The organism is Ignavigranum ruoffiae (assembly GCF_023195815.2).
Lineage (GTDB): Bacteria > Bacillota > Bacilli > Lactobacillales > Aerococcaceae > Ignavigranum > Ignavigranum ruoffiae.
This window is the reverse complement of record NZ_CP096206.2, coordinates 1,333,172-1,356,958: the sequence shown is the minus strand read 5'-3', so window position 1 is coordinate 1,356,958 and position 23,787 is coordinate 1,333,172. Positions and strand designations below refer to the sequence as shown.

The 23,787-nt window shown below is 38.6% G+C and carries 20 protein-coding genes and 1 tRNA gene; 14 read left to right on the top strand and 7 right to left on the bottom strand.

The window, feature by feature from the left end:
* Positions 1-11: 11 nt before the first annotated feature.
* Complete coding sequence (locus M0R79_RS06420; RefSeq protein WP_259561195.1) at positions 12-956, top strand: nitronate monooxygenase; 945 nt, start codon at positions 12-14, stop codon at positions 954-956.
* Positions 957-1,173: 217 nt separating this feature from the next.
* Here the strand turns inward: M0R79_RS06420 and rpmF are convergent, their stop codons facing one another.
* The 4 genes from rpmF to M0R79_RS06400 form a co-directional block, all read right to left on the bottom strand.
* On the bottom strand, positions 1,174-1,353 hold the full coding sequence (gene rpmF, locus M0R79_RS06415; RefSeq protein ID WP_092570498.1) for a 50S ribosomal protein L32: 180 nt from the start codon (positions 1,351-1,353) through the stop codon (positions 1,174-1,176).
* A gap of 15 nt (positions 1,354-1,368) precedes the next feature.
* Positions 1,369-1,770: a hypothetical protein gene (locus M0R79_RS06410; RefSeq protein WP_092570496.1), complete on the bottom strand. Its 402-nt coding sequence runs from the start codon at positions 1,768-1,770 to the stop codon at positions 1,369-1,371.
* Between the two features lie 65 nt (positions 1,771-1,835).
* A complete protein-coding gene (locus tag M0R79_RS06405; protein WP_248415953.1) occupies positions 1,836-3,161 on the bottom strand; it encodes a sensor histidine kinase in 1,326 nt (441 codons plus the stop codon).
* A gap of 3 nt (positions 3,162-3,164) precedes the next feature.
* On the bottom strand, positions 3,165-3,857 hold the full coding sequence (locus M0R79_RS06400) for a response regulator transcription factor (protein WP_092570492.1): 693 nt from the start codon (positions 3,855-3,857) through the stop codon (positions 3,165-3,167).
* 138 nt (positions 3,858-3,995) lie between these two features.
* Here M0R79_RS06400 and M0R79_RS06395 point away from each other — a divergent pair, with 138 nt between their 5' ends.
* The 3 genes from M0R79_RS06395 to M0R79_RS06385 are packed head-to-tail and all read left to right on the top strand — an operon-like array spanning position 3,996 to position 6,389.
* Positions 3,996-4,916, top strand: a complete 921-nt coding sequence (locus tag M0R79_RS06395) for an ABC transporter ATP-binding protein (RefSeq protein ID WP_092570490.1) — start codon at positions 3,996-3,998, stop codon at positions 4,914-4,916.
* On the top strand, positions 4,913-5,653 hold the full coding sequence (locus M0R79_RS06390) for an ABC-2 transporter permease family protein (protein ID WP_092570487.1): 741 nt from the start codon (positions 4,913-4,915) through the stop codon (positions 5,651-5,653). Before M0R79_RS06395 ends, M0R79_RS06390 begins: the two co-directional genes overlap by 4 nt.
* Before the next feature lies 1 nt (position 5,654).
* Positions 5,655-6,389, top strand: a complete 735-nt coding sequence (locus M0R79_RS06385; protein ID WP_092570485.1) for an ABC transporter permease — start codon at positions 5,655-5,657, stop codon at positions 6,387-6,389.
* Positions 6,390-6,636: 247 nt separating this feature from the next.
* On the opposite strand, the gene M0R79_RS06380 is transcribed toward M0R79_RS06385, so the two are convergent.
* A complete protein-coding gene (locus M0R79_RS06380) occupies positions 6,637-7,443 on the bottom strand; it encodes a DUF6612 family protein (RefSeq protein ID WP_092570483.1) in 807 nt (268 codons plus the stop codon).
* 287 nt (positions 7,444-7,730) lie between these two features.
* On the opposite strand from M0R79_RS06380, the gene M0R79_RS06375 reads away from it, so the two are divergent.
* Complete coding sequence (locus tag M0R79_RS06375) at positions 7,731-9,644, top strand: hypothetical protein (RefSeq protein ID WP_248415954.1); 1,914 nt, start codon at positions 7,731-7,733, stop codon at positions 9,642-9,644.
* A 12-nt stretch (positions 9,645-9,656) separates the two neighbouring features.
* Positions 9,657-12,746, top strand: a complete 3,090-nt coding sequence (locus M0R79_RS06370) for a Cna B-type domain-containing protein (protein WP_248415955.1) — start codon at positions 9,657-9,659, stop codon at positions 12,744-12,746.
* A 113-nt stretch (positions 12,747-12,859) separates the two neighbouring features.
* Here M0R79_RS06370 and M0R79_RS06365 read toward each other — a convergent pair.
* Positions 12,860-12,932, bottom strand: a tRNA-Ala gene (locus M0R79_RS06365).
* A 297-nt stretch (positions 12,933-13,229) separates the two neighbouring features.
* Between M0R79_RS06365 and M0R79_RS06360 the strand changes: the two genes are divergently transcribed.
* The 3 genes from M0R79_RS06360 (at position 13,230) to M0R79_RS06350 (ending at position 17,348) form a co-directional block, all read left to right on the top strand.
* Complete coding sequence (locus M0R79_RS06360) at positions 13,230-14,990, top strand: LytS/YhcK type 5TM receptor domain-containing protein (protein WP_159428821.1); 1,761 nt, start codon at positions 13,230-13,232, stop codon at positions 14,988-14,990.
* Positions 14,987-15,742, top strand: a complete 756-nt coding sequence (locus tag M0R79_RS06355) for a LytR/AlgR family response regulator transcription factor (RefSeq protein WP_092570474.1) — start codon at positions 14,987-14,989, stop codon at positions 15,740-15,742. The genes M0R79_RS06360 and M0R79_RS06355 overlap by 4 nt, the downstream gene beginning before the upstream one ends.
* 133 nt (positions 15,743-15,875) lie before the next feature.
* Positions 15,876-17,348, top strand: coding sequence for a carbon starvation CstA family protein (locus M0R79_RS06350; RefSeq protein WP_248415956.1), 1,473 nt, complete (start codon positions 15,876-15,878; stop codon positions 17,346-17,348).
* A 114-nt stretch (positions 17,349-17,462) separates the two neighbouring features.
* On the opposite strand, the gene M0R79_RS06345 is transcribed toward M0R79_RS06350, so the two are convergent.
* The gene (locus M0R79_RS06345; RefSeq protein WP_248415957.1) at positions 17,463-18,986 is read right to left on the bottom strand and encodes an AcpB/EbpR/MafR family transcriptional regulator; all 1,524 of its coding nucleotides are present in this window, start codon (positions 18,984-18,986) and stop codon (positions 17,463-17,465) included.
* A 403-nt stretch (positions 18,987-19,389) separates the two neighbouring features.
* On the opposite strand from M0R79_RS06345, the gene M0R79_RS06340 reads away from it, so the two are divergent.
* From M0R79_RS06340 to M0R79_RS06320, 5 genes are all read left to right on the top strand, one after another.
* Positions 19,390-20,787 carry a Na+/H+ antiporter NhaC family protein gene (locus M0R79_RS06340; protein WP_248415958.1) on the top strand — a complete coding sequence of 466 codons (1,398 nt, stop codon included), beginning with the start codon at positions 19,390-19,392 and terminating at the stop codon, positions 20,785-20,787.
* A gap of 21 nt (positions 20,788-20,808) precedes the next feature.
* The gene (megL, locus tag M0R79_RS06335; protein WP_310795405.1) at positions 20,809-21,999 is read left to right on the top strand and encodes a methionine gamma-lyase; all 1,191 of its coding nucleotides are present in this window, start codon (positions 20,809-20,811) and stop codon (positions 21,997-21,999) included.
* A gap of 58 nt (positions 22,000-22,057) precedes the next feature.
* Positions 22,058-22,435 (top strand): RidA family protein, encoded by a 378-nt coding sequence (locus M0R79_RS06330; protein WP_092570464.1) that lies wholly within the window; start codon positions 22,058-22,060, stop codon positions 22,433-22,435.
* Positions 22,436-22,441: 6 nt separating this feature from the next.
* Entirely contained in the window at positions 22,442-23,212 is a 771-nt protein-coding gene (surE, locus tag M0R79_RS06325) for a 5'/3'-nucleotidase SurE (RefSeq protein WP_259560358.1), read from the top strand.
* Between the two features lie 403 nt (positions 23,213-23,615).
* A complete protein-coding gene (locus M0R79_RS06320; RefSeq protein WP_248415960.1) occupies positions 23,616-23,777 on the top strand; it encodes a histidine kinase in 162 nt (53 codons plus the stop codon).
* Positions 23,778-23,787 lie beyond the last annotated feature (10 nt).

The following is a 23,787-nucleotide window of genomic DNA, read 5'->3' as shown; positions in this document are numbered from 1 at the left end:
ACACAAAAGGAGTGTATGTTATGTCAACGGTTTGTGAAATGTTAGGGATAAAATATCCAGTCTTTCAAGGGGCTATGGCTCGGATTGCGACTCATAAACTAGCTGCTGCCGTTTCAGAAGCAGGTGGATTGGGAATTATCGCTTCTGGTGGTATGTCTGCCGATCAACTGCGCCAAGAAATTGATGATTTAAGAGCAATCACTGATAAACCCTTCGGTGTTAATTTGATGTTACAAGTTGATAATTGCGATGAATTAGTCGAAGTTATTATTGAGAAAAAAGTTGATTTGGTTACTACCGGAGCTGGATCGCCGGCTAAATATATTCCTAGCTTGAAAGAAGCGGGAATCAAAGTCTTCCCAGTCATTGCTTCAATTAAACATGCGAAGAAGATGGAAGCTGCTGGCGCTGATGGGGTAGTCGCTGAAGGGCAAGAAGCTGGGGGCCATATCGGTCAAACCTCAACCATGTCACTTCTTCCTCAAATCGTTGATGCAGTTGATATTCCGGTCATTGGGGCTGGAGGAATTGGAGATGGCCGTTCAGTAGTGGCTATGTATGCCCTCGGAGCCCAAGGTATTCAAGTCGGAACAGCTTTCTTAACTGCTGAAGAATGCCCAATTCATGAGAATTATAAGCAAGCCGTTATTAATGCTAATGACACTGCCACGATTGTAACAGGTCGCTCAATGAAAGACCCTGTTCGTTCCCTAGCCAATGAAATGTTAGTTAAGTTCTATGAACTAGAGAAAGAAAATGCACCAAAAGAAGAACTCATGAAATTGACAGAAGGTTCGCTTGGCCGTGCGGTTTATGAAGGCGACATGAATACCGGATCACCAATGTGCGGTGAAGTTGCGGGTATGTTTACTGAAATTCGCCCTTGTAAAGAAATTATTGAAAGTCTCTTTAACGAAGCTGAAGCTGTCTTAAAAGATTTAAAGATTATTTACTAGTTTGCATAACATTATTTAATATCCGCTTGGCAGAATAAATACTTCTTGTAAACTTGTCTTTCTTGTAGTTAAGAAGATTTATCCGCGCTACTACACCCAGCTAAGCGTAAATAAAAGATCCACCAAGCTAGCCAATAGAGAAATTGGCTGACTTGTCAGTGGATCTTTTTGCTTCGTATGTCTGTCGTTTAATTTGCAATTAAACAATTATTCAGTTTTATTTTTGTTTGACTTTAATGACTTGTCGTCCTTTATAGTAGCCATTTTCATCAATTCGGTGGCTCATTTTATAGCTACCGGTTTGCGAATCGAAACTAAGGTTTAGACTGGACAACTTGTGTTGGGCTCGTCTTTTATTTTTACGAGATTTTGAGGTTTTGCTTTTTGGGACTGCCATATATTTTTCGCTCCTTTAATCTTTAAATATGTCATCAATCTGATTGTTGAAATAGGCTTCCAGTTCCATCACCTCTGGTGCTGAAAGGCTACCATCTTCAATATCTATTTGGATAAGGTCAAGCAAATCAGCATGGACTTGCCAGAAGCCGTCCTGAAAGATAAAGAATTGATCCGAATAACGATCAAAAACTGGATAGACTTCTTTGAATTCCGCCAGGCTAAGATTTTCTTCTTCGATAAATTCACGGACTAGACCAGAATTTATGGCTGCCGAGGTCGGTTGTCCTAGACCATCGAGGATCCCTAAATCGACCATATTCCGCCAAAGACTGAGTTTATCGATCTCTATATCGGAATTTTGGTAAAAGCTATAGGCTTCTTCAACTAATTCGGGATAGGTAAAGTAAGCATCCATGATAATTTCTCCAATCAAATAATAGTAACAATTACTAATTATCCTACTAAATCGTTTATGACCTGTCAAGAATTATTTTGTTTTTCTCGAGCTAGGGGTAGTCGGAGACTAACTTTTAGACCAGGGTCTTGATAAAAATATTTCATCGTTCCATGGTGTAGGCGGATAATTTGTTGACTGATCAGACTGCCGAGGCCATGGTTCTCGTAGTTGTCAGTTTTATGATTTAACTTTTCGACTTGTTGAAGCGTGATGGTCCCATTATCTATGATATCTAGTTGAATCTGATTGTTTTCAATTCTTTGCTGAATATTTATAGTCACTTCTTGGTTATGCTTAATAGAGTTGTAGAGTATGTTATTAATGGCACGTTGAATAAGGGAAGGAATGGCTTGGATATAAATTTCTTGGTCCACTATTTGATAATCAATAGCCAGTTCGGGATATGTGTTAATAAAGTCAGTCAGGATAGTTCGTAGTATTTGATTAAAAGAGACAGATTCAATTTGTTGCTGGAGCTCTTGTTGATCCAAGATATAGGATAAATTTAAATTTTCTATAATATCTTGCATATTTTGGACTTGCTTTTCAATTTGTTGCAGGTCGTTGGCATCCTTTATTTTATTTGCCAAGTTGTCACTATGTTGGAGAATAAGTGTCAAAGGGTTTCGTAAATCATGACTTACACCACGAATCCAATGATCTTTTTGCTTGCGATGGTCTTGGATAACTTGAGCAGTTTGATTAAGCGTACGTTTGATTTCGCTAAAGCTACCGACTTCATTCAAGGAAATGTCTTGTTGATTTTGTAAATCTTGAATAGCTTGATTGATTGGCGCAAGTTCTTGGTTCAAAGATAATCGGTTTCGTAAATATATGATATATAAACCAAGGGCAAAAATGGCGAAACATATTAAACCCAGCAAAAACAAACCCTTTAATTTGGTTAAACGATAATAATTCATCGGAAATTTATCAAAGCTGTGTTTGGGGTAACCTAGGACTAACAAGTGTTGATTGATAGGGTAAGAGAAGACGGGATAATCTTCTAAATACCAGCGGGTAAAGCGAACGACATCATTCAGTTGATAATCTCGCTTTAAGTTATCTGGCAGATCAAACGATTGGACGATCTGTCCTTCTTGATTAAGTTCCATCAGCCAAATTTTTTCTTTTCTTAAGAGATCTTTATTGCTTTTGGTGAGTTCTAATTCCTGAGTATCATTTATTAGTTGAACCTGGATTTGATTTGGATGATGATTAGTATGATAATCTTGCACCAAGAGGAAAAAAACAGCAGCTATAAAAATGGCCAAACTGGTAATAAAGACCAGCAAGATGGTCAGAGTTGATTGGGCAATCAAGCGGGTTAAGTATTTGAACGTAGACATATTTTATCGCTCCAAATTTAATTTGTAGCCTAAGCCTTTCATTGTCAATAGATACTTAGGTTCAGTGGGGTTATTTTCGATTTTTTGGCGAATTTTATGGATATGAGCCATCAAGCTATTCTGATAGCCCTCATAGGCATGCCCCCAGACTTGTATCATTATTTGGTCAAAGCTTACTATCCGGTTAGGTTGGTCCGCTAATACCTTAAGAATAGCATATTCTTTGGCGGTTAAAGGAATTTCTTCTTGTTGATGAATAATGATTGCCCGACTAAAGTCAACTCTGCGGTTGCCAATTTGAATCCAATTTCTGGCTTCTGGATAGGCTCGTTTAAGCAAGGAACGAATCCGCAGAACCAAGTCACGTGTCTTAAAGGGTTTGACAATATAATCGTCAGCACCTAATTCAAAGCCTTTATATTGTTGTTCAATATCTGATACGGCCGATAAGAAGAGGACGGGCATACGCGAACTTTGACGAATATATTGTAGAAGGTCATAGCCATTTCCATCAGGAAGCATGATATCTAGTATGGCTAAATCGAAAGCCTCTTGGTCCAGTGCTAGAAGGGCGGATTGGAAATCTGCTTTCCAATTAATCGATTGGAAACCGGCTTGTATTAAACTTTGACGAATAAATTGAGCAATCTCTTGGTGATCCTCGACCAATAATAGACGGCGTTGATAATAGTTCACGGATAAGTCCCTCCTTTCTCTTAGTATATCATGGTAAAGGATTAACATTGACTGATTCTGACCGATTTAAGGGAAAATTAAGGTAGAATTTAGCTGGATTTATGATTTATGAGTTAAGCTGAATACGAGGTGATAAGAATGAAAGAAATTGTCAGACTTGAACATTTGACCAAGTCGTTTCAGCAACAAAAAGTCGTCGATATCGATCAGCTGGTCATTCAACAAGGCGAAGTTTACGGACTGATTGGTCCGAATGGAGCAGGTAAATCAACCATTATGAAGATTATATGTGGCTTACAAGAAGCTACCAGTGGAGCTGTTCATTTATTCGGGCAAGATCGACAAAACCAAGACCGTCAAGCCCTCATGCAAAGGATTGGGGCTTTGATTGAAGAACCCTCTTATTACGAGAATTTAACTGGACCCGAAAATTTAGAGATTGTCAGTCAAATGAAGAGATTACCAGCGCAAGTTATTGAAGAGGCGCTTGAAATTGTCGGCTTGTCCGGCCAGGTAAAGAAGAAAGTTAAACATTATTCCCTTGGGATGAAGCAGCGTTTAGCGATAGCCATGGCTATCATGGGCCGTCCTCCTTTGGTGATTTTGGACGAACCGACCAACGGCTTAGACCCCCAGGCCAAAGATGAAATTCGTCGTTTAGTCAAAAGTTTGCCCGATTGTTATCAGACAACCGTTATGGTGTCATCGCATGCCTTGGATGAGATTGAGAAGATGGCCAGTCAGATAGGAATCTTAGCCCAGGGAGAACTTTTGTATCAAGGGACGATAGAGAATTTTAAACATCACCAGCGGCGTAGCTTTTGTATAAAAACATCTGATAATGAATTGGCATGTTCTTTACTGAATCTGCCGAACCAATCAATCCAAGCTGATGAAATCCAACTGCCTTATCAAGAAGATGCCAGAGTGGCTCAAATGAATCAGCAATTGGTTCAAGCTGGAATTGAGGTTTATCGACTTTATGAAAATGTTCGTTCTTTAGAAGAACTATTTATAGAATTCACTGCTGACAAGAGTCTGTCAGGAGGGATTCAATGAATTTAGGTCAATTATTTCAATTAGAAGCTAAAAAATATTCTTTATTCTATTTTGTGATTCTTTTTATCGGAATGATACTTATCAATCTTTTCATTGTATTTTTACAAATAATGGGTGATATTAATCATTTTACGATATACAAAGTCTTTGATGCCTTGAGTCTCTTGGCAATTATTGTTAATCCATTATTAATTGCCAGTATCTATAATATTGGCATTCAACAGGAAGCTAAACACAATATGTGGAAAATAATTTATACCAGTGGTTTGTCGGTTCAGACGGTGAACCAAGTTAAGTTTTGGTATTTGCAGGGGGTTCTCTGGCTATTTACTAGCCTGATGTATTTAATAATTTTTGGCATACTAATGGTTTATTCAGTTCCCTTTAGTCTTTCTGCGATTGAAATAGCTTATTATTATTTAGGAACTGTGGCGGTGAATTTTGCTTTAAGTGGCGTTCATTATTATTTGGCCCTAAAATTTGAGAATCCTTTGGCTAATATGGCTGGAGCTATCTTTGGTTCATTAATTGGAATCGCGGTAATGTTAATTTCAGAATTGATGACTTATGTCATACCCTATGCCTGGTATATATTATTGATGCGCCTTGATGCAGAAAGAGTTGGTGAAACTTTCCAATACCATTTACGAAATTTCACTTTCTATCCAATCCTAGCTGGATTCCTTCTCGGTATTCTCGGCGTGTATTTCGGCCAAAAAACGAAGGTAGGTGAATAAAATGAATTTAATCAGACTTGAATTTTTGAAATTAAAGCAATCCAAAATATATCTTCCTTTAATTGGACTCCCTTTGTTTGCCGTGATTTTTGGTAGTATTAATTTTTCCTATAATCAAGCTATTTTACAGCGAGAATGGGTTAGCTTATGGACGCAAGTCTTTCTATTTTATGGTTCCTTCTTCTATCCTTTTGTTGTAGGACTGTGTTTAGCGTTCATTTGGCGACAAGAACATCGCCATCATGGCATACGACTCCTACTTTCAGCAGCCTATTCAGAAGGACAAATTATTCTAGCCAAAATTATGACGGCGTTCATTGTGATTTGTCTCAGTCAATTATGGTTTATCCTTCTTTACTTTAGTGCTGGGAGTCTATTTAATTTTGAATCAGCCATGCCTTTGGGTATAGCGGGCTGGTTGGGCTGGGTCACCTTATTTTCAGTAGTCATGATGTGTATCCAATCCTATTTATCACTCAGATTTGATAGTTTTGCCATTCCCGTGGCAATATCTTTAGCTACTGGGATTTTGTCTTTCTTCTTGGCCAGTCAGCAAAGAATTGAAATTCTCTCTTATTTATTTGTCTCAGCGAAATTATCTTTAGCCATGAATAATCAATATCCAAATATTGATGTTAGTGGGGCGGAGTGGTTCAAGATGATTGCTACTAGTCTGCTGATTTTTGTACTATTCTATTATCTGCAAATAGCCTATTTTAGAAAATTAAGAAAATAAAGAATATTCAGGGCGATGTTATTACCAGCAATTCGAAAAAAGGACCGAAGTATAATCAATCAGAATAGGGTTAACAATTTCCTAGTGGATTAGGACTCTACAGACATTGCTTGAAATATTATACCAAGTAAATAATGTGGAGGAGGTTCCCTTATTTCTGTATTTGTCATTCGGTCTTTTGTAGATTTATTGGCGATAAGGCATAAAACAGATTATTAAATAACTAAACAAGTCAAAAAAATAATTATTAGAATGATGATTCAATGGTGGCTTCTTCAGGATTTTGTTCAAAGATACTAGGGTCGAGTTGGTTCCAATTGGAGAAATCCGTTAAGACGTCCATATTCAGTCGTCCTTCCTCCGTTTCAAAGAAGAATTTAAGATGGACCTGGCTTAGGTTAAAATTATCCTTGTCAAAGATAAAGATGGCTTGTTGATCTAAGTCGTTCGGATTTCCGTCGAATTTAAGATCATAATGGTCTTGAAAAGCGTGAAATAAATCAACCGAATCATCTTTTGGAGTCAGAACGTAAGCATCTTCATTTTCTAGAATCTTTAGATCGTCTTGTAAGTCTAGAATTGTGTCTAAGACTAGAAGATAATTGGGCTTGGAATGGTATTGGTCAAGCGGGCCTGCTGGTGTTTGATTAGTCCAATTATCTTGGCTATCTTCGCGGATCCAAAGACTTTTTTCACCATTGGGCATATATACTTGGTTTTTTTGAAGCTGATTGCCATCGTCTACTTCTACGTTTAGAATGACTGACGCTAAACTTTGTGTTTGATCATATAATAGTTTAAAGTTTCCCGTTAAGTTAGATTGATCTTCATCTTCAGCTGTTTCTACGAGAATATCAACATTAATATCTTCTTCGACATTTTCAATTTCGTTAGCGGCCTGGCTGATTTTATCGGAAAATTCCTTGACATCCATATTACTCTCACTATACTGACTTAAATCAAAAGCCTCATCTTGGCCGTAAGCAGTCTGAGCTAGATTTATGCTTAGGCTGAATATTAAGAAACAGACAATACTTTTCAGTAGTTTTTTCATTTAAAAGCTCCTTTCCTTCGATTAAATTGAGTATAACTGAAGCGTAAAGTTAATACCAAAGATAAGGTATTCCCTATGGATTAAATCAGCTACATGTGCAAATTTTATCAACTATTAAATCGGTTAATAATTGGCAGAAATATAAATTTATTACTGAATAAATAATTATTATGTGATAATATTATTATAGAATGAAGTTGGGTAGTCATTGTGGGTTTATTTTTGGGTAAATCTATTGGTGGCTTTTTTGGCTTTATTCTAAATATTTAATAGAAAGGAGAAATGACATGAATCGATTTAAACGATGTTTATTTGTGTTATTTACGATGGTCTTGTATTTTATTCCGATGAATATAGTCAGTGCTCAAGAAGTCAATTTAGTGGAACAACCAGAAGTTGGAACGGTCAATAATGCTTTAGAAATTGAACCCGAAGAAGCTTCAGGGATTCCTGTTGCTGAAATGTTGACCGAAGAGCCAGAATCAGGCAGTAAGGAGGAAGCTGTTCCTCAAACTGATCCAGTGATGCCTGCAGAAGATGAAATCCCTAGCCCAGAGATGGACATACTCGCTGAGGAAGAAACACCTGCTGCAGATAGTAGCTTAGCAGCTGAAGAGAACCCAAGTCCAAATGTTGAAGATGCATCTGTCGTGGAAGTGCGGACTTTTGAAGAATTAAAGCAAGCGATTGCTGAAGCCGGCACTGAAGCTACCACCATTAAGATTATGGACAGTTTTGACTTAACGGAGAAACTGAGAATTGGTAAGGATCAACAGATTACCTTAACGGCTAATAATGCAAAAGTAGCAGATGAAGCTTGGCAAGCGATTGAACAACCAGCAGATGCAGCTAACCGTGGCGAAGCTAGTCAACGAGAAATCATTGAAGAAGCTCGACGTCGCGGAGAGGAAGCAATAAAGATTGGTGATTTAACCAATAATCCTTTACCGACACGTGAATCAGGGGCTGTTGTAATTAGACGGGCTGATAACTTTGTGACCGATACTTTGTTCGAAGTTATAGGTGAACTGATTTTGGGCGATAAAGAAAGCGCTTTATATATCGATGGCAATAGCTCGGTTCAAACTGCCTTTGACGATCGAGGAACCATGATGGATATCCGCGGTAAGCTACGTATCATTAATGCTATTCTTATGGGAAGTAAGAACAATCATGGTTATACAGCGCCGATTAAAGTTAAAAAAGGTGGCCAATTGATTATGGATGGGGGACGAATCAGTCAGAATACATCTTATGAAAAGATTGACCCTGATTATACTCGTCCGACCTCGGCTGGAGCTGTCTATGTTGACCCAGGCGCTAGTTTTACGATGAACAATGGCTTGATTGATAATAACAATGGGGGAATCACTGGTGGTGTATTTGTAGGGAGTTTATTCGGTTCGGCTGATACTGCCTATTTCGAAATGAATGGTGGTTTGATTGTTAATAACAAATCAAATACTCGCTTCCAATCCGGCGGCGGAATTACTGTTTATCCGGCGGCCAAATTAACATTGAATGATGGGATTGTGGCCAATAATCGTTCTGGATCTGGTGGCGGAATTGCTGTTTCTGATCAATTTTTGAGTGAATTCAGTAACATTGTCAACCGCGAATATGCTAATACTCCTGCAAACTACGAGAAGCACCTCAAAGAAAATAAATCAGAAGCTTCATTAAAGGGTGGCTTGATTTATAAGAATGTGGCTTCTACCGTGGGTGGAGGTGTCTATGTAGACACTAACTTTGTTCACTTTGTAAAAACAATGATCTTGGACAACCGTTCAAATAATTTTGGTGGTGGCGTCTATGTTTCATTCCCGCCACGTATTCAAATTCTTGATAAGTTATTGATTACTGAAAACACTGCTCGAGCCACTTGGATTGATTCATTTGGTGGTGGTAATGGTGGTGGCTTATGGAATTGTCCAACTGGATTTGTGCATATAGGCGATGGCCATACCGTTTATGTCTTTAATAATAAAGCAGATGGTGCGGGTCGAGATTTAACCTTCTCTAAGAAGACTAAATATTTCCTTTTAAATAAGATAAATATTAAAGATAAGTTTTACTCTCAACTTTCACCAGTGACTAAAGCCTTGAACATTATTAAATTCATTCAAGAAGGAAAGACAGGCGACGAGATTCCTGATCATCTATCATATACCGATCTTATGGTTAATTTACGTGCGGTATAAGATGACGCTCTGATGGAAGAAGCTTGGCAAACAGCGCAAACCTTTATCCTAGGTAATACTTCACGAAATGGTGGGGGCTTTGGCTCTAATGCTAACCTAACCACACCAGAAGATTTGGGTGATTATAACTTACGTCTTGAGAAAATCTGGGATCCTTCAATCTCTTCTTCGGTAGAAAATAAGGATGTTATCGTTGATATCTTTATTGTGCCAGAAGATGTAGACAGCCAATATGTCCGCGATAATTATGCCAAGGATCCTCGCCTATATAAATATGGTGAAATCACGCTCAATAAGGATAATCAATGGTCTGCTTTATTCCACCAAACGCCTTATGCTGACATTGAAGGTCTGCCGGCAAATTCTTTAGATAAAGGCTTGATTTTCTCAGCGGCTGAATTGGCAAAACGTGGTTTGAAATACTTAGTGATTGAACAAGGTAATCAATACCATGTTGAAGTCACTGAACGTGTTCAACAAGATGAACAGAAAATTGAAGCAGGTCACCTAGTGATTAAACGTATTTTCTCTACAGATTTAGGTCCAGATTATGATGATGAAGCAGAAATGCCAGAATCTAAGATTTACTTATATTTCAAAGATCAAGATCAAGCATTAACTTTAATTGATCATGCTGAATTGACCGAAGCAACTCAATGGCAAAGCTTGTTGAAGCATCCTTTATTGCTGAATAAAATTAACAATATCGAATACTACGGCCAAGATCGAGCCTTCATCGATTATGGAGAAGACTGGAGTAAAGATATTCACGGTTATGGTATTCATGATAGTGGTTATGCCGTCGTTTTAGTTCGGAATGCTGATGGCACCTATACATTACGTTTACCATATCTATGGATTCAAGATTATGACGATACCGCAAGTAGTGGATTTATGGCAGAACAACTGGTAGAAACCAGTGAAATTGTTCAAGATGCTAGTGAACATACTTTTACCCTAACCAATTTCGAGCAAACTAGCCTAGAAGTTGAGAAAAAATGGATAAATGAAGATAAAATCCCTGAGAAAGATTTTCCCAAGGAAGTTATTGTTTATCTATTAAAAGATGGCAAAAAGGTTGTTGAATCTTATGATCAAGATGGAAAACCAGTTTATCGCCAATTAATCTTAAATAAAGAAAATCAATGGCAAGGTCGATTCGATCGCTTAGATCCTTTAGCTTTGGCCCAAGGAAAATACAGTATAGAAGAAGCTACTGTTGATCACTTTAATGGAAAATATATTGAGATTCCATCAAAAGGAAAATATATTTTCCGCATAGAATATGCAGATAACTATCGTCCGGAAGCTGGCTTAACTGATGATGGTTTAATTAGATTATTACCTACCAACGATCATTTTAAAGATTTTATGGGTAATATTAAGCTAAATTTAGTGGTTGATGATAAAATAGTTGAATCACAAGAATTTGTTTGGGATAAGATTCCACATCCTGTTTTGGATGGTGAATGGTTAACTCAATTGAATAAATCAGTGATTTTTGGTCAGGAAAATCCCATCGAGTTGATTTTAAATGGTCAACCATTAAGAATTGCTGAATATGTAGTTGAAAGCAATGTGCCTGGCTTAACTGAGTATAACTTCTATCTACGTAAAGATGCTGATGGATTATATCGTTTGTATCTACCTAAACTAATGATTGATGGAGTGGCTTATAGTTTATTCAATGTAACAAATCCAACTCCAAATGAGCATGGTAGCTATCCAAAAGTTGACTTGATTCAATCGGATAATACGAATGGATTAACCTGGCAGATCAAGAACACTTATAAAATAGATATTGAAGTGGAAAAGGAATGGATCAATGGTCCAGCTGAAAAACCAACCATCACAATTGATTTACTGCGTAATGGCGAAGTCGTCGATACCGTCGAACTTAAAGATGGGGAGACAGCCTATACTTGGAAAGACCTTCCTAAATGGGATGAAGAAGGTAAAGAATATACCTATACCGTTCAAGAACGTCCAGTTGATGGCTATACCAGTCGCCAAGAAGGCAATAAGTTAATCAATGAGTTTATCATTGACTTAACTCAACTTGCCATCGAAAAGGAATGGATCAATGGTCCAGCTGAAAAGCCAACCATCACGATTGATTTACTGCGTGATGGTAAAGTCGTCGATACCGTCGAACTTAAAGATGGGGAGACAGCCTATACTTGGAAAGATCTTCCTAAATGGGATGAAGAAGGTAACGAATATACCTATACCGTTCAAGAACGTCCTGTTGACGGCTATACCAGTCGCCAAGAAGGCAATAAGTTAATCAATGAGTTTATTATTGACTTAACTCAACTTGCCATCGAAAAAGAATGGATCAATGGTCCAGCTGAAAAACCAACCATCACAATTGATTTACTGCGTAATGGCAAAGTCGTCGATACCATCGAACTCAAAGATGGGGAAACAGCCTATACTTGGAAAGACCTTCCTAAATGGGATGAAGAAGGTAACGAATATACCTATACCGTTCAAGAACGTCCAGTTGATGGCTATACCAGTCGCCAAGATGGCAATAAGTTAATCAATGAGTTTATTATTGAATTGACGGAACTAGGCGTTAAGAAAGTGTGGATTAATGGTCCAGCTGAAAAGCCAACCATCACGATTGATTTACTGCGTGATGGCGAAGTCGTCGATACCATTGAACTCAAAGATGGGGAGACAGCCTATACTTGGAAAGACCTTCCTAAATGGGATGCTGAAGGTAAAAAATATCTATATACCGTGGCTGAACACTTATTAGAAGGTGTGGAAGTTGTAATCACTGGGGATATGACTCAAGGGTTTGAAATTACTAATAAATATCCTGACCCTGAGCAACCTGATCAACCTAAGGATCCAGAGCCTGAAGAGCCAGAGGAGCCTGAGGAACCAGAAGAACCAAACGAGCCTGAGGAACCAGAAGAACCAAACGAGCCTCAAGAGCCGAAGATTCCTGAAGAACCAGAAATTCCAGTGGTTAAAGCCAATGTTTTACCGGAAACTGGTGAATCAGACCTTGAATTGTTTGCATATAGTTTATTTGGACTACTATTTGTTGGACTTGGATGTGTGTTAATTAAGCGTCAATCCTATTAAACACATCTGAGAGATTTTGATAGGGCAGTAGATAATCTACTGCTCTATTTTTTATGGATAAATAGCAAAAAGACTAGCAACTTAGCTAGTCTTTTTGAATTATTCATATGGAATGGAGACGATCGGGATCGAACCGACGACCTCTACAATGCCATTGTAGCGCTCTCCCAACTGAGCTACGCCCCCAGAAGTTTCTGATTAATTAAAACAGAAACTTTTATTAGTCTATCATGTTTACTGAAAGATGGCAAGACCTGAAATTGAAAAAGCTGATTATAATTGATTTTATCAAATATTGTTTGAGAATGCTGATTTAATCTGACTTGGCTTAAATGTTCCCATCTATTTTTGGGTGGTGGTTTATCGATAATTTGAGGAATTAAGCGACGAAGGCACTTCAAATCAATGATAGCTAACAATTTTTTGCGTCTAGCTAGACTTTCTTATAAAATAAATATTGCTATGGATATAGGGGGCAAGATGATGGCGAATTTATTTTTACAGTTATTACTGAGGGCGTCGTTTATTGTTATTTTGGCTTACACCTTAATGACGACGGATAAATTACAATTAGCCATGAAGCAACGCCAAAGTAAGAAGTCATGGGTCTGGCTATTTATTGTCTTTGCCTTGTTTGCAATTATCTCAAATTTTATGGGTGTTGTGGTTGAAGGGGATCAAATTGTTAATACGTCTAACCTTTGGCAACTTCCAGCGGGCGCTTCTTTAGCAAATTCTCGTGTTTTAGCGATTAGTATTTCGGGCATGATTGGCGGAACGTTTCTAGGTTTTGCAGTGGGTTTGGTTACCGGCATTGTCCGTGTCCTACAAGGAGGTTTAGATCCCTTTATCTATTTTGTTTCTTCAGTTTCGGTAGGGATTATATCTGGCTTACTGGGGGATCGATCAATTCGCCAACAACGTTATCTATCGGTGAGTGAAGCTAGTCTTTGTGCGACCATGATGGAGCTTCTGCAAATGTTGATTATCTATCTGTTCAGCCAGAATGCTAGTCAAGCGCTTCAGTTAATCCAACTAATTATCATTCCTATGGTTGTGGTGAATAGTCTGGGTGCGGGTGTCTTTATGTCTATCATTCAATTATTAATTCGCCAAGGGGTAAATACAAAGGCCATCCAGACTTCTCAAGTACTGTCACTGGCTAATCAAACCTTACCATATTTCAATCAAGGACTGAATCGAACCTCTGCTCAAGCTTTGGTCGAATTGATTTATCCCGCTGTCAACGCAGCCGCCGTTTCAATTACCAATGATCATCAAGTGTTGGCTTATATTGGTGCAGGCTCTGACCATCATTTTGCGGGCCAAGATATTCGCACCGACTTGACTCAGACGACCTTAGCTAGTGGTAAGAAGTCGATTGCCTTGAATTCAGACCAGATTGGTTGTCATCAAGCTAATTGCCCAATCGCAGCAGGCATTATCGTGCCTCTAAAGAACCAAAATGAGACCTTAGGAACCTTGAAATTTTATTTCTACCGGTCAGAAGATATAACTGCATTAGAAGAAGAATTAGCCTCTGGATTAGCAGATATCTTTTCCATGCAATTAACCTTTGGGATGATTCAAGCGCAGAAACAATTGCTCGAACAAGCTGAGCTCAAAAGTTTACAAGCCCAAGTGAATCCCCATTTTTTCTTCAATGCTTTGAATACTATTTCAGCCATTATGCGTTTTGATGTTGATAAAGCTCGCCACTTGTTGCTCAATCTTTCCGATTATTTCAGGGCTTCACTCACCAATCACCAACATCCTTTAATTAGCTTGGCTGCAGAAATTCAACATGTTCAAGCGTATTTAGAAATAGAGGAGGCCCGTTTTCCTGGTCGGGTAGAGGTCAATTTTGATGTAGACCCTCAATGTCTGTCTATTGAATTGCCGAATTTTACCGTTCAAGTACTGGTGGAGAATGCGATGCGCCACGCTTTTAAACATTGGCAAGTTGAAGATGGTGCCAAGGTATGGGTTAAAGCTCGTTGTAGAGCCAATTATTTATTATTACGCGTCCAAGATAATGGTCGGGGCATCCGTCTAGAGATTCTAAAGGAAATTACGCATCAACCCATAGAATCTGAGACTGGCACTGGAACCGCCTTGTACAATCTCAATCAACGTTTAGTGGGAATTTTTGATCAAAGTGCAGCTTTGCAGATTGAGAGTCGCCAAGGGGAAGGGACTTGTATTGAGACCAAGATCCCCATTCAAGGAGGTCAAATATCATGAATTATATCTTAGTCGATGATGAACCTTTAGCCATTCAGGAATTGACTTATCTGATTAAGTCGGTTGATTCTCAAGCTAAGGTAGAATCAAGTCATTCCATCAAAACAGCACTCCCTAAACTATTGGGGCAGACCTTTGATGTGGCCTTTCTAGATATTCAGATGCAAGAAGAGTCGGGGATCGAACTTGCTCAAATGATTAACAAATTAGATCATCCGCCTTATATTGTCTTTGCCACGGCTTTTGGTCAGTATGCCATTGATGCCTTCCATCAAAATGCGGTCGATTATTTGTTAAAACCCTTCCGTCAAGAAGAAGTCCAACGAATTATTACTAAAATTCAAGGATTGGCTGCTAGTCATAAAAATTCAGTTCAAACAAAAACTGAGGAAATAGCGACATCGACAATTATAACTGAGCCCAGCTCGACTTTGCCCATCCAAATCGAAGACCGAATAATTATGATTGATCCGCAAGAAATTATTTATTTATTGGCGGATGCGGGCCAAGTTGAGATTCACTTAGCTGAAAAAGTATACATTAGTAAAACCACCTTAAAAGCCCTAAGAGAGAAATTATCCGGGCAGCGATTTATTCAAGTTCATCGATCTTATGTTATTAACCAAACGGCCCTGAAAGAAATTCAGCCTTGGTTTAACCAAACTTTTCGTTTAACCATGATTAATGGAGATAAAGTTCCAGTTAGTCGCTCCTATTTGAATCATTTTAAGACCATGCTAGGAATAGACTAGTAGGTCTTACTGTATTTGAAAGGGGCAAGACTGCATTTCATCGGAAATATTAGTTATTTCGTCATGTATTTTACGCAAACAGCTCTTTCTTTCATATAATGTAAGCGCATTATTGAAAGAAAGGAAGATGGCTGTGTTAACATTTATTGGCGGAATTGTCTTATTAATCTTGGGCTATATATTTTATGGAAGTTATATTGAAAGAAACTTTCAAATTAATCCAGACCGCTTAACTCCGGCTGAAGTATTACAAGATGGTATGGATTTTGTACCGATGCCACGGTGGAAAAATTGTATCATTGAATTATTAAATATTGCGGGAACAGGACCTATTTTTGGACCGATTATGGGAGCTTTATATGGACCAGCGGCTTATATTTGGATTGTTCTAGGTTGTATCTTTGCCGGAGCCGTTCATGATTATATGATCGGTATGATTTCATTGAGAAATAATGGAGCTCACTTACCAGAACTAGCGGCCAAGTACCTCGGCAAGCCTGTTCGTCATCTGGTCAATATCTTTATCATGTTACTGCTCTTATTGGTGGGGACTGTGTTTGTGATTTCGCCTGCTACCTTGATTGCCGATATTACTCCAGATTTTATTGGTATTGGTTTGACGACTTTCCTCATCTTTGTCTATTACATTATTTCGACGTTCTTGCCAATCGATCAAGCTATGGGTAAAGTTTACCCTTGGTTTGCCGGAATATTAATCCTTTCAACAGTGGCGATGGGAATTGCTCTACTTACTGGCGGTTATCAACTTCCTGACTTGAATGTTGCTCATTTAACCAATATTCATCCAAACCATACGCCTATTTTTCCTGCTTTATTCTTTACGGTTTCTTGTGGGGCTATCTCAGGGTTCCATGCGACCCAAACTCCGATGGTCAGTCGGACTATGACCAAAGAAAGAGAAGGGCGAATTACTTTCTATGGAATGATGATTGCGGAAGGGATTATTGCGATGATTTGGGCAGCGGCTTCAATGACTTTATTTGAAGGTCGAACCTTAGCCGAAATGATTCAAACGGGTACCCCTTCTTATGTGGTTAATCAAGTCTCAGTATTGCTTTTAGGGAATGTATTAGGGACAGCCGCTATTCTAGGTGTGATTGTTCTGCCAATTTCTTCAGGACTTTCTGCCTTTAGAAGTTTGCGTAATATTCTCGCGGAATATATTGGTTTTAAACAAGATACAGCTCGAGATGTATTAACCTTAACTTTACCCATCTTCGCGGTCGCTTTTGTCTTAACTATGATGGATTTCAATATTATTTGGCGCTATTTCAACTGGGCTAATCAAGTTACGGCAGTAATTTCCTTATTCGTATCTACCCGTTATCTGTTCTTGCATCAGCGGAATTACTGGGTAACATTCTTACCAGCTGTGTTAATGCTCTATGCTTGTGTCGCTTATATTTTAAGCCAACCCATTGGTTTCAATCTAGGTTTAGGTTTCTTGACTCACGGTTTCAGTATTTTGATTTCAACTACCATCACGCTTTTGTTTATTAAGAGTGGCCGAATTCAGAAGAATCGCTTAGAACCTGGTCATGCTTTACTGAATGATCATCTACCGATTCAAACCTTGGCTAGATAAGCCAACTTTAGAGAAACATTTATCCAATAAAAGACTAACCTGTCATCCGTTCTTCACTTTATTATTTTTAGTGAAGTGATGAATTGCGGGTTAGTCTTTTTAATCTGAGGCCAATTATTCAATGATTGGGAAAAAATTCTGCGCTTTAACCTCTTTGTCTCGTTCTTCATGGACTTGTTCAATCATCTGATTCACCCAGACGAGATCGGATTTAGTGGGTACACAATCTACACATATAATTCGTGGATGATTGGTATGAGGGATGTGGAAGTTTGCGATAATAATATCATATTTCTGCAAGATGGACTCCTTGATGTCTAAAGACTGATAAGCATGAGTCACTAAGCGATTGGCAAAATGATGGTCAATAATATTTTGAATTAAGAGGGTATGCCCCTGATCAAAGTCACTTAATATCAGAGCATTGATCGGCTTTTTACGGTTGGCTAAATGAGTAAATAGGTTAGTCCAAGTGATATAAACCAGATAAATCATATGATATACTATTTGAATGTTGTCATTTTTATGGAAGAGTTGGCGATATTCAAGAATTCCTTGATGAACCTTATGATAGAATTCGAGATCTTTATCTTTAATCAACTGGCAAAATTGTTGCTTACGATTAGACATTAAGAAAATCGCCCGCGTCTCGATACCTTCGGTTTGTAAAGTATTATGTAGCTTTAACATGATTAGATCTTTATTCTCTAGAGGGATTTCAAATTGACGAGCGAGGTCAGTCAGCCAGTGAGAAAGGAATTGATAGGATTTCTCAGCCAAGGGACTGTATTTTCGTTCTTGTTGCCAATCTCGAAATGATAGAAAGTAGAGTGGATTTAAATATGGACCAAAAAGATCTTCAAACGTTTTCTGATTAAAGGTTATTTGATAGCGTTGTTCAAATTCTGCTTGCAAATTGCGGAAGCGATAATCCATCATCAACGAATGATAATAATCATCCGATTTATCCTGATCGATATGCCAATTGGCGATATGTTGGTCAAAGTGGCGATATAGATAAACCGCTGTAGAGAGTTTCAAGGCCCGCAAATCAGCAAAGGTTAATTTAATTTGGCAATGATGACTTAGAAAAATTAAGAATTCTTCTAGAAAATGCTCATCAAGATATTCAAAGGGCCACTGATAACTTGGATAGGCCTCGGTATAGTATTGCGCAATGATAAAACGAATCGTCTTCTCATTACCTACCAAGGAAAAGGGACTGGTTTGAATTTTAACTTCGAAATTTCTGCTTAAAGTTTCGTTGGCTTGATGGGTCAAACGATAGAGTGTAGGCACACTGATAAATAAATCTTCGGACAACTTTTCGATGGTGGTCTCGCCATGAATGAGTAAATATTCTAATAAGGTATATACATAATCATTAGCAAATATTTGCCGATAGAAGCTCTCGATGCCATGATTTTCAGCGACATGCAGGCGAATTCCCTCACTGGAACTTTCTGTATAAATTTCTTGACTCTCATTACGGATTAAGGCCAGATCTTTCTTAATGGTACGTTCAGAGCAGCCGAAATGGTCGGCAATTTCTTTAATGGTCAGCCAATCATGTTGGGGATAAAGAAAGTCTACTAACTCAACCATTCGTAGTTTGCTTTTGGATAACATGTAACGCATAATAATCCCCCTAATATATGTAAACGTTTTACATTCTTCAATCATTCTACCAGAAAAAGTTTCCGAAGATAAAGAAATACCCCGAGGGGCAAGGAATTGATAAACCCCTTCGAGATTACTGAAGCAAAATTTGTCATATCATCCATGAAACAGAAGAAAGGTCTTGTTACAATAAATTTTATGAAAACAATCTAATCCCTATCTTAACTGAATGATTATAGCAGAATTCTGTACTAATTTCTTGGCGATTTGGTGTCTGTATTATTAGACTTAAGCCTGTAAATGCAGGATTGTGAAAGTGATTTCAGTGAAAAATCGTATATGATAGAGCTGTCGATGAAAGCGAAATCATTTTACAAAGGAGGGCAGCCTATACACAGATTCATAATAAAGGAGTGAATATATGAAAGAAGATAAAGAAATACAAGTTGGCTCAGCACGAGCTCTCGTTCCTTTTTTAATTTTCGTAGGGATTTATCTTGGCGCAGGTATGTTCTTTGTTTCTCAGGGAGACCCGATGGGGTTTTATGTGTTAAAAGCACCGATTGCCATTTTAATCGGGATTATCTCTGGCTTTCTAATAATCAAAGGAAAGTTCGATGACAAATTCGATGTCTTTATCAAAGGTTGTGGCGATAGCGACATTATCATTATGATTATGATTTATATGTTAGCCGGTGCTTTCTCAACAGTTTCGGAAGCCATGGGTGGGGTCGATTCAGTAGTGAATCTAGGTTTAAATTTCATTCCACCATCATTGATTACTATCGGAATTTTTGTAATTGCGGGTTTTATTTCGGTTTCCACGGGGACCTCAGTCGGAACGATTGCCGCAGTTGGGCCGATTGCAGTTGGATTTGCTGACAAGACAGGAGTTTCTTTAGCTTTAATGATCGCGGCTTTAATTGGTGGGGCCATGTTTGGCGATAATTTGTCAATTATCTCTGACACGACGATCGCTTCGACTCGAACACAGGGCTGTTCCATGAAGGATAAATTTAGAACCAGTCTTATGATTGCTCTTCCAGCCATGGTTATTACGGTAATCCTACTCTATATTTTCGGTCGGCCGGAATCGATTGCCGATTTACAAGTTGCTTCATATGACTATGAGCTAGTGAAAGTGATTCCCTATCTTTTCGTCTTAATCTTCGCCTTGATGGGCATGAATGTCTTTGTCGTACTAGGCATGGGTTTACTGATATCAGGAATCATCGGTCTATTCTATGGTGAGTTTGATCTCGTGACCTATACCCAGTTGAGCTACGATGGTTTTGCCGGCATGTTTGAAATGGTTCTGCTAGCCATTCTGTCTGGGGGTCTCGCTGCCTTAGTGACTTATGGCGGCGGTATCCAGTGGATATTGAATAAAATTGAGAAAGTCATTAAGAATCAAATGACGGCTGAATTTGGCATTGGGGCGATTGTCTCCTTAATTGATGCGGCGGTTGCCAACAATACGGTAGCAATTATTATCTCCGGCCCAACATGCCGACGGATTTCTGAAACTTATCGCATTGATCCACGGCGCTCAGCCACCTTGCTTTCTTGCTATTCAACATTTATGCAAGGATTAATCCCGTATGGCGCGCAGGTCTTAATTGCAGCTGGTTTAACCAAAGGCGCGGTTAGTCCACTAGAGATCATTCCGCTACTTTGGTATCAGTTCATCGTACTTTTATTAACCATTGGTTCTAGTATTTATCCGTTTGCGAATGGTTATATTCACAAACACCCTTGGGACTTTGAGAAATGGACCGTCCTGGAAGAATGTCCCAGACAAAAATCAATAACAATATAAAATATATGAGGAGTGGTAATTATGGAAATGAACAAAGATTTAGGTTTTGCAACTCGAGCGATTCATGCAGGACATGATACGAATAAATATGGAGCTTTGACAACACCCATTTATCAAACTTCAACCTTTGTCTTTGAAAATGCAGAACAAGGTGGCCGTCGTTTCGCCTTGGAAGAAGAGGGGTATATTTATGGTCGTCTAGGAAATCCGACCGTTAAAGTAGTTGAAGATAAGTTAGCTCATCTTGAAGCAGGTGAAGCCGCAGTCGCTACTGCCTCAGGGATGGGAGCTATTAGTTCAGTACTATGGACCTTATTAAAGGCTGGTGACCACGTAGTCGCTTCGAAAACACTTTATGGTTGTACCTTTGCCTTGTTAAGTCATGGTTTAACACGCTATGGAGTTGAAGTGACCTTTGTGGATGCTTCGAACCAAGAAGAAATTAAGGCAGCCATGAAAGAGAATACCAAGGTTGTTTATTTAGAAACGCCAGCCAACCCTAACTTGTTAATCACCGATATCAAAGCGACTGCTGAGTTAGTCAAGGCTCAAAAGGACTGCTATTTGGTTGTTGACAATACGTTCAATACCCCTTATATCCAGAGACCGCTTGAACTTGGTGCCGATGTGGTGGTTCACTCAGCAACCAAATACTTGAATGGTCACGGTGATGTCATTGCCGGCTTTGCGGTAGGTAGCAAAGAAATTATTAGTCAAGTCGCTTTATTTGGGATTAAAGATATGACCGGATCCGTTTTATCACCTTTCGATGCGTATTTGATTCAAAGAGGCATGAAAACTTTGGAATTACGGATGGAGAAACATTCAAGCAATGCAATGAAGATTGCTGAATTCTTAGAAAGCCACGATAATGTCGAAAAAGTTTACTATCCAGGCTTAGCTAGCTTCCCTCAACACGAATTAGCTAAATCACAAATGAACCAGTTTGGTGGCATGATTTCATTCGAAGTCAAAGGTGGCAAACAAGCTGGAATTAATTTCATTAATTCATTAGAATTATGTACTTTGGCGGTTTCTCTGGGCGACTGTGAAACGCTGATCCAACACCCAGCTTCTATGACTCATTCACCTTATACTGAAGAAGAACGGGCAGCCTCAGGGATTGCGGAAGGATTAATTCGTCTATCAGTCGGCCTAGAAGATGCCGATGATATCATTGCTGATTTAAAAATGGGCTTAGATAAATTATAGGATTATCTAGAGAATATGTTATAATCGAGGCAGATTATAAGAAGAAAGTAGGAATTGTATGAAAACCATTGAATCACAATTTGCTCCCCAACCGGTAGGTGCTTATTCTCAAGCGATTGAAAGTGGCAATCTTGTCTTTCTATCTGGTCAAATTGGTATTGACCGAGAAATCGGGAAGTTGGTCGAAGGGGATATTGAAGCTCAGACTAAACAAGTCTTTAAGAATATTCAATATGTCTTGGAAGAAGCAGGCTTAAGCTTAGCCAATGTCGTTAAAGTTACCGTGTTATTGGCTGATATTAATGATTTTCAAGCAATGAATACAATCTATGCTGAAGCTTTTGCTGGTTTATATCCGGCTCGAAGCGCCTTTGCTGTAGCTGGTTTACCACTCGGAGCTAAAGTAGAAATAGAAGTTATCGCTGAGCGCGCTTAATCTGTCATGACGATGATGAGAGTCCTGGTATCAAATGATGACGGCATTCATTCACCAGCCTTAAAAGCCTTAGTCCAATGGTTAAGTCAAAGGGCAGAAGTCTACTTACTTGCTCCTGCCAGTGAGCAAAGTGCAACCAGTCAAGCCATTACCATGCGACAACCCCTCGCTTATAAAAAGATTGACTTTCCTGGCTGTCAAGCAGCTTACATTGTCAATGGGTCGCCAGCAGATTGTGTCAAGTTGGGTCTGGAGGTCTTGATTGATCAACCAATTGATTGGGTGATGTCGGGGATCAATCTGGGTGATAATATCGGTCAATATATCTATTATTCGGGAACGGTAGCTGCAGCTGTTGAGGCAAGTCTTCACGGTGTTCCGGCCATGGCCATTTCAGCGAGAAAGTCAGAACAGGGCCAAATTGATTACGATCATATGCTGCCTCAACTGACAAAAATTTGGCATATGCTCTGCCAAATATCCTTGCCTGAGTATTGTTTCTATAATATCAACTTAGTCAAGGAAGAGCAGCTAACAACATCGAAGATAATAGTCGCGCCATTAAACCAGGCTGAACTACGCTTTGAGTATCAGGCCTATCGAACCCCTAAAGATGAGCCTGTCTACTGGTTGCATCGGTCTGACCAGAAAGTCGTTGACCAATCCGATTTAGACCGGGTCTTAGCTGGGTATACGACGATTACGCCAATTCAGCTTGCTTCAAGTCCTCGATCATTTTGCCAAGCTCTGCAAGAAGTGTTTGATGCTGAAAGTTAGTTGTCTTTTAAGGAAATGAATAAAGTTTAGAAAAATAGACACGCCTGATTATAGACTGACCCCCTAAAGTTGGACCAAAGCATCCAACTTTAGGGGGTCAGAAGATTCATTTCAAGCATGGTTTTTAGTTACTAATTTCTGTGTCCTTATTTCATGGACTTTAAGAGCAAATTCTAAATCAATATCGTTTATATTTATTTATTCTTTAATCGAATAAAAACTTCGATATGTTTATCTATTTGTTTTTGCCAGTTGTTTTAGCTCTCTTTTTTGAATTTCCTTGTTGAAGTCATCTTTCTTTTTTGAGGCGGCTTTACACAAATAGAATTTTAATTAAATACTAATACTAAATTAGAAGAAGTATATAAGAATAAAGAATTTAAGATTTTAAGGGTGATAGAAAATGAAAGAGAAATTAACTGATGAAAAGGTAGCAGAAATAATCCAAGCAAGATATAATTCAGAGTGTCCTCGTAAATTAACAAAAGAGCAAGAAGAACAAGCTAAGAAAAATAGAAAGAAAATTGAAGAATACAGAAAAAAGATGAAAAAGAACAAGAATTAAATTATTAGAA

Bases quoted from the DNA above. Each gene is read 5' to 3' on its own strand.
- rpmF (WP_092570498.1), bottom strand. From the start codon at position 1,353: ATGGCAGTCCCAAAAAGCAAAACCTCAAAATCTCGTAAAAATAAAAGA.
- M0R79_RS06410 (WP_092570496.1), bottom strand. From the start codon at position 1,770: ATGGATGCTTACTTTACCTATCCCGAATTAGTTGAAGAAGCCTATAGC.
- M0R79_RS06405 (WP_248415953.1), bottom strand. From the start codon at position 3,161: ATGTCTACGTTCAAATACTTAACCCGCTTGATTGCCCAATCAACTCTG.
- M0R79_RS06395 (WP_092570490.1), top strand. From the start codon at position 3,996: ATGAAAGAAATTGTCAGACTTGAACATTTGACCAAGTCGTTTCAGCAA.
- M0R79_RS06390 (WP_092570487.1), top strand. From the start codon at position 4,913: ATGAATTTAGGTCAATTATTTCAATTAGAAGCTAAAAAATATTCTTTA.
- M0R79_RS06385 (WP_092570485.1), top strand. From the start codon at position 5,655: ATGAATTTAATCAGACTTGAATTTTTGAAATTAAAGCAATCCAAAATA.
- M0R79_RS06380 (WP_092570483.1), bottom strand. From the start codon at position 7,443: ATGAAAAAACTACTGAAAAGTATTGTCTGTTTCTTAATATTCAGCCTA.
- M0R79_RS06375 (WP_248415954.1), top strand. From the start codon at position 7,731: ATGAATCGATTTAAACGATGTTTATTTGTGTTATTTACGATGGTCTTG.
- M0R79_RS06370 (WP_248415955.1), top strand. From the start codon at position 9,657: ATGGAAGAAGCTTGGCAAACAGCGCAAACCTTTATCCTAGGTAATACT.
- M0R79_RS06360 (WP_159428821.1), top strand. From the start codon at position 13,230: ATGGCGAATTTATTTTTACAGTTATTACTGAGGGCGTCGTTTATTGTT.
- M0R79_RS06355 (WP_092570474.1), top strand. From the start codon at position 14,987: ATGAATTATATCTTAGTCGATGATGAACCTTTAGCCATTCAGGAATTG.
- M0R79_RS06345 (WP_248415957.1), bottom strand. From the start codon at position 18,986: ATGCGTTACATGTTATCCAAAAGCAAACTACGAATGGTTGAGTTAGTA.
- M0R79_RS06340 (WP_248415958.1), top strand. From the start codon at position 19,390: ATGAAAGAAGATAAAGAAATACAAGTTGGCTCAGCACGAGCTCTCGTT.
- megL (WP_310795405.1), top strand. From the start codon at position 20,809: ATGGAAATGAACAAAGATTTAGGTTTTGCAACTCGAGCGATTCATGCA.
- M0R79_RS06330 (WP_092570464.1), top strand. From the start codon at position 22,058: ATGAAAACCATTGAATCACAATTTGCTCCCCAACCGGTAGGTGCTTAT.
- surE (WP_259560358.1), top strand. From the start codon at position 22,442: ATGACGATGATGAGAGTCCTGGTATCAAATGATGACGGCATTCATTCA.
- M0R79_RS06320 (WP_248415960.1), top strand. From the start codon at position 23,616: ATGAAAGAGAAATTAACTGATGAAAAGGTAGCAGAAATAATCCAAGCA.